This window comes from Chitinimonas sp. (assembly GCF_041904975.1).
GTDB lineage: Bacteria > Pseudomonadota > Gammaproteobacteria > Burkholderiales > Chitinimonadaceae > Chitinimonas.
Genome location: NZ_JAYRLZ010000221.1, coordinates 1 through 7,165, shown reverse-complemented (window position 1 = coordinate 7,165; position 7,165 = coordinate 1). Strand labels below are relative to the sequence as shown.

9 protein-coding genes and 1 pseudogene are annotated in these 7,165 nt (G+C 59.6%); 5 read left to right on the top strand and 5 right to left on the bottom strand.

Going from position 1 to position 7,165, the window contains the following annotated elements:
* Positions 1 to 6 precede the first annotated feature (6 nt).
* Both ACE3OH_RS17085 and ACE3OH_RS17080 read right to left on the bottom strand, forming a co-directional pair.
* Positions 7 to 921 (bottom strand): annotated as a pseudogene (locus ACE3OH_RS17085) (2-isopropylmalate synthase); the annotation flags it as partial.
* A complete protein-coding gene (locus ACE3OH_RS17080; protein WP_374355786.1) occupies positions 918 to 1,406 on the bottom strand; it encodes a hypothetical protein in 489 nt (162 codons plus the stop codon). The gene ACE3OH_RS17080 and the pseudogene ACE3OH_RS17085, both read right to left, overlap by 4 nt.
* A gap of 319 nt (positions 1,407 to 1,725) precedes the next feature.
* Here ACE3OH_RS17080 and asd point away from each other — a divergent pair, with 319 nt between their 5' ends.
* The gene (gene asd, locus ACE3OH_RS17075; RefSeq protein WP_374355783.1) at positions 1,726 to 2,574 is read left to right on the top strand and encodes an archaetidylserine decarboxylase; all 849 of its coding nucleotides are present in this window, start codon (positions 1,726 to 1,728) and stop codon (positions 2,572 to 2,574) included.
* 105 nt (positions 2,575 to 2,679) lie between these two features.
* Here the strand turns inward: asd and ACE3OH_RS17070 are convergent, their stop codons facing one another.
* Positions 2,680 to 3,087: a hypothetical protein gene (locus ACE3OH_RS17070; protein WP_374355780.1), complete on the bottom strand. Its 408-nt coding sequence runs from the start codon at positions 3,085 to 3,087 to the stop codon at positions 2,680 to 2,682.
* A gap of 138 nt (positions 3,088 to 3,225) precedes the next feature.
* Here ACE3OH_RS17070 and ACE3OH_RS17065 point away from each other — a divergent pair, with 138 nt between their 5' ends.
* Entirely contained in the window at positions 3,226 to 3,456 is a 231-nt protein-coding gene (locus ACE3OH_RS17065) for a hypothetical protein (RefSeq protein WP_374355777.1), read from the top strand.
* Entirely contained in the window at positions 3,457 to 4,548 is a 1,092-nt protein-coding gene (locus ACE3OH_RS17060; protein ID WP_374355774.1) for a S41 family peptidase, read from the top strand.
* 107 nt (positions 4,549 to 4,655) lie between these two features.
* On the opposite strand, the gene ACE3OH_RS17055 is transcribed toward ACE3OH_RS17060, so the two are convergent.
* Positions 4,656 to 5,102: an Lrp/AsnC family transcriptional regulator gene (locus ACE3OH_RS17055; RefSeq protein ID WP_374355771.1), complete on the bottom strand. Its 447-nt coding sequence runs from the start codon at positions 5,100 to 5,102 to the stop codon at positions 4,656 to 4,658.
* Positions 5,103 to 5,508: 406 nt separating this feature from the next.
* Here ACE3OH_RS17055 and ACE3OH_RS17050 point away from each other — a divergent pair, with 406 nt between their 5' ends.
* Positions 5,509 to 5,754, top strand: coding sequence for a hypothetical protein (locus ACE3OH_RS17050; RefSeq protein WP_374355768.1), 246 nt, complete (start codon positions 5,509 to 5,511; stop codon positions 5,752 to 5,754).
* Positions 5,755 to 5,904: 150 nt separating this feature from the next.
* On the opposite strand, the gene ACE3OH_RS17045 is transcribed toward ACE3OH_RS17050, so the two are convergent.
* On the bottom strand, positions 5,905 to 6,651 hold the full coding sequence (locus tag ACE3OH_RS17045; RefSeq protein WP_374355765.1) for a helix-turn-helix domain-containing protein: 747 nt from the start codon (positions 6,649 to 6,651) through the stop codon (positions 5,905 to 5,907).
* Positions 6,652 to 6,802: 151 nt separating this feature from the next.
* Here ACE3OH_RS17045 and ACE3OH_RS17040 point away from each other — a divergent pair.
* Positions 6,803 to 7,165 (top strand): proline racemase family protein (locus ACE3OH_RS17040; RefSeq protein ID WP_374355762.1); only part of this gene is annotated, 363 nt, incomplete at its 3' end.

Genomic DNA, 7,165 nt, shown 5'->3' with positions numbered 1-7,165 from the left:
ATGCTAGAGCACGCCATCCTGATGGATGCCCGACTCGTGCGAGAAGGCATTGGCGCCCACCACCGCCTTATTGGGCTGCACCACATAGCCGGTAACGGCCGACACCAGCTTGGAGGTCGGTACCAGCTGGGTAGTATCGATGCGGGTATCAAGGCCGAATACATCGCGGCGGGTACGCAAGGCCATTACCACTTCTTCCAGCGAGGCATTGCCGGCGCGCTCGCCCAGGCCATTGATGGTGCATTCCACCTGGCGCGCCCCGCCCTGCACCGCTGCCAGCGAGTTGGCTACCGCCATGCCAAGGTCGTTATGGCAGTGGGTAGACCAGATCACCTTGTCTGAATTGGGCACGCGGGCGATCAGCTGGCGCATATGTTCGCCCCACAGGGCCGGAATGCTGTAGCCGACCGTGTCGGGCACATTGATGGTCTTGGCGCCAGCCTGGATCACCGCATCGAAGATACGCACCAGAAAGTCCATTTCCGAGCGCACCGCGTCTTCGGCAGAAAACTCCACATCGTCGGTGTATTCCAGCGCCATCTTCACTGCCGCCACCGCCGCTTCCACCACCTGGTCGGGGTGCATGCGCAGCTTCTTTTCCATATGGATCGGGCTGGTGGCAATAAAGGTATGGATACGGCCGGAGCGCGCCGGCTTGATCGCCTCACCGGCAGTGCGCACATCGCGCTCATTGGCACGCGCCAGCGAGCAGATGGTGGACTCTTGCACTACTTCAGCAATGGCACGGATCGCATCGGCATCGCCCGGGCTGGCCGCAGCGAAGCCCGCCTCGATGATATCGACCCCGAGTCGCTCCAGCTGGCGGGCAATGCGGATCTTCTCTTCCTTGGTCATCGAGGCGCCAGGGCTTTGCTCGCCATCGCGCAAGGTGGTATCAAAAATAAAGAGCCTGTCGCTCATGATGCATCTCCGTGTTGGGCATGGGTAGGGCCGGCATGGGCGCCGGCATATTGTTGATTTGGAATGGTTGTCGAGGATGGGCCCAGGCGTACGCCGGGAAGATCGGCAAGGGCGCTGGCCGACAAACCGCAAGCTTGCGCTGCATCGTCCGCCAACTCAAGCGCAGCGGCGCACTCAAGTTGATCGCCCAGCGCGCTGACTACCGTTTGCAACAGTTGCCGGGCAGCGGTTTCGGCACCTGCACCCGGCAATACACCGATATCCAGCCGCCAGCCCTGCTCGCCGGGCCAGGCGCCGCACCAGCCAACCACCTGATTTGCCGCTACCGCCACATAGCGATGATTGCCGGCCGCGATCTCTTCCAGCACCGTGCGAGTCAGCGCGCTTGGCGAGTGTGCCAGTGCGCGCTGGCGTTCCGTGCCTAGTCGATAGGCGAGACACAGGCCCGGAATGTGGACAGGTGAAACAGGCACGATGCGAAACATGGCTCAGCTCCTGGTGAAACGGTGAAAAAAAACCGCCCGGTGGTTAAACCGGGCGGCGGATGAAATCTGCTGTGTATCTGGTATGGCGCTAATGCACGCGCCCAAGCAGCGGCCCGGATCGGTCGATCGTGCTTAGCTTTAGTAGCGAGGGGATGTGGCGTGCGGACAAATACATGGCCGCAGACTATCGCCCGCCGGCAAATCCTGTCAAGGCGCAGCATGGTGCGCGAGCGGATACGCCACGCTCGCGCAGGCCGTCATACGCAGGTAGCAGCCCGATACGCTACACTCTGCCGCTTATTCAAAATGCGAGGTCGCCGTGTCAGATCGCTTGTTTGTTGCCCTGCAATACCTGCTACCCAAAAAAGCGATGACCCGGCTTGCCGGTGGCCTGGCCGGCCGCCCGAACGATGCGCTGACCCAGGCATTTATCCACCGCTATATCCGCCATTTTTCGGTCGACATGCAAGAAGCGGCCGAACCGGATATCAGCAAATACGCCAGCTTCAACGAGTTCTTCACCCGCGCCCTACGCCCCGGCGCGCGCCCCTTGGCCGATGCGCCGTGGCTTTGCCCGGTAGATGGCGCGATCAGCCAGTTTGGCGCCATAGAAAACGGCCAGATCTTCCAGGCCAAAGGCCACCATTTCACCCCGACGGCGCTATTGGGCGGCGATGCCGCACTGGCCCAGCAATTCGACCATGGGCACTTTGCCAATATCTATTTGAGCCCGCGCGACTATCACCGCATCCATATGCCCTGTGATGGCCGGCTGAGCCGGATGATTTATATCCCGGGCGATCTGTTCTCGGTCAACCCGGCCACCGCCCAGGGCGTTCCCGGTCTGTTTGCCCGCAACGAGCGGCTGGTGTGCCTGTTTGATGGCGATGATGGCCCGTTTGCCATGGTGCTGGTGGGCGCCACCATTGTCGGCAGCATGGCCACCGTCTGGCATGGCGTGGTCAATCCACCGCGCAGCCACACCATTCGCGAATGGACCTACCCGGAAGCGACTTTGCTGCGCCGAGGCGAAGAGATGGGGCGCTTCCTGCTTGGCTCCACTGTGGTCTTGCTGTTCCCGCCTTGCGGCATGCAGTTCAACCCGGCTTGGCAAGCTGGCGGCAAGGTAAGGATGGGTGAAGCCATGGCAAGCAAGGCTGCCCACTAAGCGCCGTTGAAAGACTGTTGCTCTGACCTGGCAACCATAACCATGCTGCCCCATCGTGCATTGGGGCGGCATTGGTAACTCGGAATCACATCTCGGTTGAAGTGTTTAGCCGCCGTGAGCTCGGCGCGCGTACTCGGCATATTGTGGGATGGCGATGGCAGCCAATATCCCGATGCCCGCAATCCCCACAAAGATAATCAACCACCAGATCGTCCATTTGCGCTGCACGCGATTGAAATGCTCGACGCTGTCCCAGCGCTTGTTCTGCCAGGCCAGCTCACGGCCCTTGATGCCCAGGTAAATGCTGACCACAAAGCCGACATAGGGAATCAGACACAGCAAGCCGATCCAGGTCTTGTTGCCGATCGCCCAGATCCAGTTCCACAGGAATGGCCCCCAGCCCCAGCCGGCCACGCCGGGCGGCGGCACAGTCCCCTTGCCGCCACCAGAATTGTTTTCGCCTTCGGGATAGCCCTTCATATTGGCCGCGGGAGTCTGGTAGGGGTTGGTCATCGTGTATGTCCTTGTAAGAAGAAGCAGGTCGATAGAGTGTTTTGGCAACAATTCTGCATATTAGCTAGTAGCTGAGAGTTCGCCAGCGTTCAGATTACCAATTGCAAACCCGGGCAAGGTCGCATGCACCAGCGATGCATGCCCCTGGCAGCCGCCTCAACGACCACGCCTCTTATTCCCGATGGTGCCGAACATTTCTCCTGCGCTGCGGGAAATCGCCGCGTAATCCAAAGAAAATTCATGAATCATCATCGCAAATCTGCAAAAACCGCTGCCGCGCTTTTGATATCTTTTCGTCCGGCAGTACTGATTGGTAGTGACGGACATCACTGGAAAAGAACCACAGATTTCCCGCAAAAGGACAAATGAATGAGCAAATATGCGTATGTATCTGCATTGCTGGCCGCCTGCTTGCTGCTGGCTGCTCCCGCGCAGGCAGCAGAGGCAAAACCATCCATATCGGCTGGCGATCGAGACGCGGTACTCAAGGCTCTAGGTACCCAGATCAAAGCCAAATATGTCTTCCCTGACGTGGCGGAGCGCGTCGCCACCGGGCTTGCCGACAAGGCCGGCAAAGGCGGATATGCCCTTGCCAGCACCGTCCATGCTTTTGCCGAGCTGTTAACCCGTGATCTGCAAGAACTGGGGGCAGACAAGCATTTCCGGGTCATGTTCGATCCGGACTATCAGGTGCAAGCGGAAGGGGATGCACCGCCAACGCCTCAACAAGAGGCCGAGGAGCGCGAAGAGGTCAGGAAAATGGCCTTCGGCCTTGCGCGCGTGGAACGACTCCCAGGCAATGTAGGCTACCTTGATCTGCGCGGGTTTGAGCGCACCGAGTTTGTCGCGCAAGCCTATACCGCCGCCATGTCGATACTATCGGGCACCGATGCGCTGATTCTTGACCTGCGCCGCAATGGTGGCGGCTCGCCATCCAGCGTTGCCTATTTGCTCAGCCACTTTTTTGCGCATGGTGATGAGCGCCACTTGAACAATATCTACTCCCGTACAAAAAATGCGACCCGCGAATACTGGACAGTGCCGTCGGTAAGCGTGCGATACACCAAGCCGGTCTACGTGTTGACGTCAAACCGAACCTTCTCGGGAGCCGAGGAGTGTGCTTACGACTTCCAGACACAAAAGCGTGCGACCGTGGTCGGCGAAACAACCGGGGGCGGCGCCAACCCCGGCGAAATCGTGCCACTCAGCCATGGGCTTATTGCCTTTGTGCCTACCGGGCGCGCCATCAATCCGATAACACATAGCAATTGGGAGCATGTGGGCGTGAAACCTGATGTGGCCATGCCGGCCAGCCAGGCGCTGCAATGGGCCTATGCCGACGCCCTGCGCAAGATCGTCATCCCGGCTGCAAAAGACAGCGAAGCCAGCGATGCACTATCCAAACTGCTCGCCAAAGTCGAAAAAGGCGAAGACGTAAGGGAATACACGTCGCAACGCTGATATCAGGTCGTCTGGAATACATGCCGGCCAGCTTTCCAGTTGGCCGGTCCGCTGAAATCTTGCCAGGACAGCGGTCCAGACTGCAACCCGACAGCACCCAAGCGCCTTTACTCAAGCCGCGTATTCACACACACGGAACGGAGCAGCATCCGGGTATAGGTCTCCTGCACCGCGCCATTGGCCCGCAAACGCTCGGTGAGGTTTACCAGCGCCTCCTGATTCCGGCACGCAACCCTGAGCACATAGTCAAACGAGCCGGTCATCAAGGTCGCTTCCAGAATTCCGGCGATGCCATGCAAACCCGCCTCAAAACTCGCCGCACTGGTTCCCGGGCTCAGTTTGATATCAATGCAGGCTTGCAGCGGCAGCTCTAGCAACGACAAATTCACCCTGGCGTGATAGCCCAGGATCACCCCCGCTTCTTGCAAATGCCGTACTCGCTCGGCGACCGCATTGGCACTCAAGCAAACGCGCTCACCCAGCTCTTTGAATGTTGCGCGTGCATTCACCCGCAGGATTTCGAGAATTTCCCTGTCAATCTTGTCAATGGCCACGTTTTTCTCTGCAGATAGGCATTTGCACCTAATAGATGCGCTGAATTCGCAGATTAATTATTGATAATATTTTTTTCAAGGGACGCTCCGAGCAAATCCACTCACGCGCGAACAGCGCCGCTCGCCCGAGGCGGAGGGGAGCAATAGCGCCACAAGGAATCAAGCGCTTACCCGTTTCTGGCCAAGCTCCGGGCTCACGGTATCGGCGACACCAGTTGAACACTTGATTCGTTCAGAGCCTCCCGAGCGCAATGTGGATTTGCACTGCCCCGTCAGGCAAGCGATCGGGAAGACGCCCGGCAAGCCAACCCTGATCGGTCTGTCAAACAACATGATTCATGGCGTCCGTACGCACCGCAGGTGAGCCGATCAAATCGCCCTACCTGACGCCTCCGGATGACAAGCGTTGGAAAAATGGACTTTGCACCCTGATGTCCTTGTGAGGAAACACCTGATGCAATGCATGTGCCCTCTTCGTCTGTCGACTTTCATCGTCTGCGCCTTGGTCATGACTGCTTTGGCCATCATCACTGTGCCGCAATTCTTCCAGGATCGCCCAGCGCCAGCCGGCAATACCGGCAGGATTCAGGCAGGTGGTGCCGGCATCATTATTCGCGTAACGATTCAGGTGGCTCAGGCAAATTTTTCGTAAGCAAAACGCTCGCTTGAAAATACAGGCGGAAGCGATCGATCCACTGCCATGCACCATGGCTGAATCAGCCGTCGTGATCAAACAACCGCAACTAGCCACAGCGCTTGGCAGGAGCACAGCCGCAGCCAGGTGCGGCAAGCTCCCTCTGGCTTACCCCAACCACAGTCGATATTCCCTTGGCGTCATGCCGGTCAACTGGCGAAACTGTTTCGATAGCGCGCTCTGGTCGCAAAAGCCGCTAGCCAGGGCAATGGCCGAAATCGCTTGATCAGTGCTGGCCAGCAGCCGGGCGGCCGCATCGATGCGCGCCTTGGTGATGAACTGGCCGGCGCTGAGCTGGAAAATCTTTTTCATGCGTCGCTCGAACTGGGCGGCCGACACGCCGGCCTGCTCGGCCAGCGCCTCCACCCTCAGCGGTTCGGCATAGTGGGCCAGCATATGGTCGACCACGGCCGCCATCCGCTCATCGACGATGCCGGCGCGGCTCGGTTCGATCAGATCGCGGGACAGGCAAGCGAGACCGATGACCTTGCCACTGGCGTTGAACAGCGGCGTCTTGTTGCTGATGCACCAGCCAGCCTCACGGTTGTTGAACAGGGTGAGGTCGAGATTGTCCAGCACCGGCTGGCCGGTACTGAACAGCCAATCGTCCTGTTCCACATAGCGATCGGCCATGTGGCGCGGGAAAAGCTCATGGGCAGTGCGGCCGATGGCGTCGCGCTTGCTGGCGAGGCCACATCGATCGGCACAGGCCTCGCTCATGCACACATAGCGGCCACTGCGGTCTTTTACCGAAAACACCATATCCGGCATGCGGTCGAACAGCGCTTCGGCAAACAGGGGCTGGGCCAGTTGCGCCACAAAATCATCGCGCCAGGCGCGGGTTTCGGTATCCATCGCTACCTCCTTCAGGCGGTTTTGCCGAAATTCGCCGGTTTGGCGCGCCAATCGCACAAGATTGCACCAACCGGAAAACTTAGCATGGCGGCATTCGAAACAGCGACGCAAGCCCCTTCTGCATAGCGAAGATCGCGACTTGCCACCAGCCATGACCATTGCCCACCGTATCCGCATTATCGACTCCCACACTGGCGGCGAGCCTACCCGCGTGGTGATTGCCGGCGGCCCGGTGCTGGGCGGCGGCTCGCTAGCCGAACAATGTGCGGGCTTTACGGCGGATTTCGATCATTTTCGCTCCGCCATCGTCAACGAGCCGCGCGGCGCCGATCCGGTGGTGGGCGCCTTGCTATGCGAGCCCAGCCAGCCGGGCTGCGCCGCCGGGGTGATTTTCTTCAACAACGTCGGCACCCTGGGCATGTGCGGCCACGGCACTATCGGCCTGATGGTGACCTTGGCCCATCTCGGTCGCATCCAGCCCGGCACGGTGCGGCTGGACACGCCGGTCGGGGTG

Coding starts and splice junctions, on each gene's coding strand:
- ACE3OH_RS17080 (WP_374355786.1), bottom strand. CDS start 1,406: ATGTTTCGCATCGTGCCTGTTTCACCTGTCCACATTCCGGGCCTGTGT.
- ACE3OH_RS17070 (WP_374355780.1), bottom strand. CDS start 3,087: ATGACCAACCCCTACCAGACTCCCGCGGCCAATATGAAGGGCTATCCC.
- ACE3OH_RS17065 (WP_374355777.1), top strand. CDS start 3,226: ATGCCCCTGGCAGCCGCCTCAACGACCACGCCTCTTATTCCCGATGGT.
- ACE3OH_RS17060 (WP_374355774.1), top strand. CDS start 3,457: ATGAGCAAATATGCGTATGTATCTGCATTGCTGGCCGCCTGCTTGCTG.
- ACE3OH_RS17045 (WP_374355765.1), bottom strand. CDS start 6,651: ATGGATACCGAAACCCGCGCCTGGCGCGATGATTTTGTGGCGCAACTG.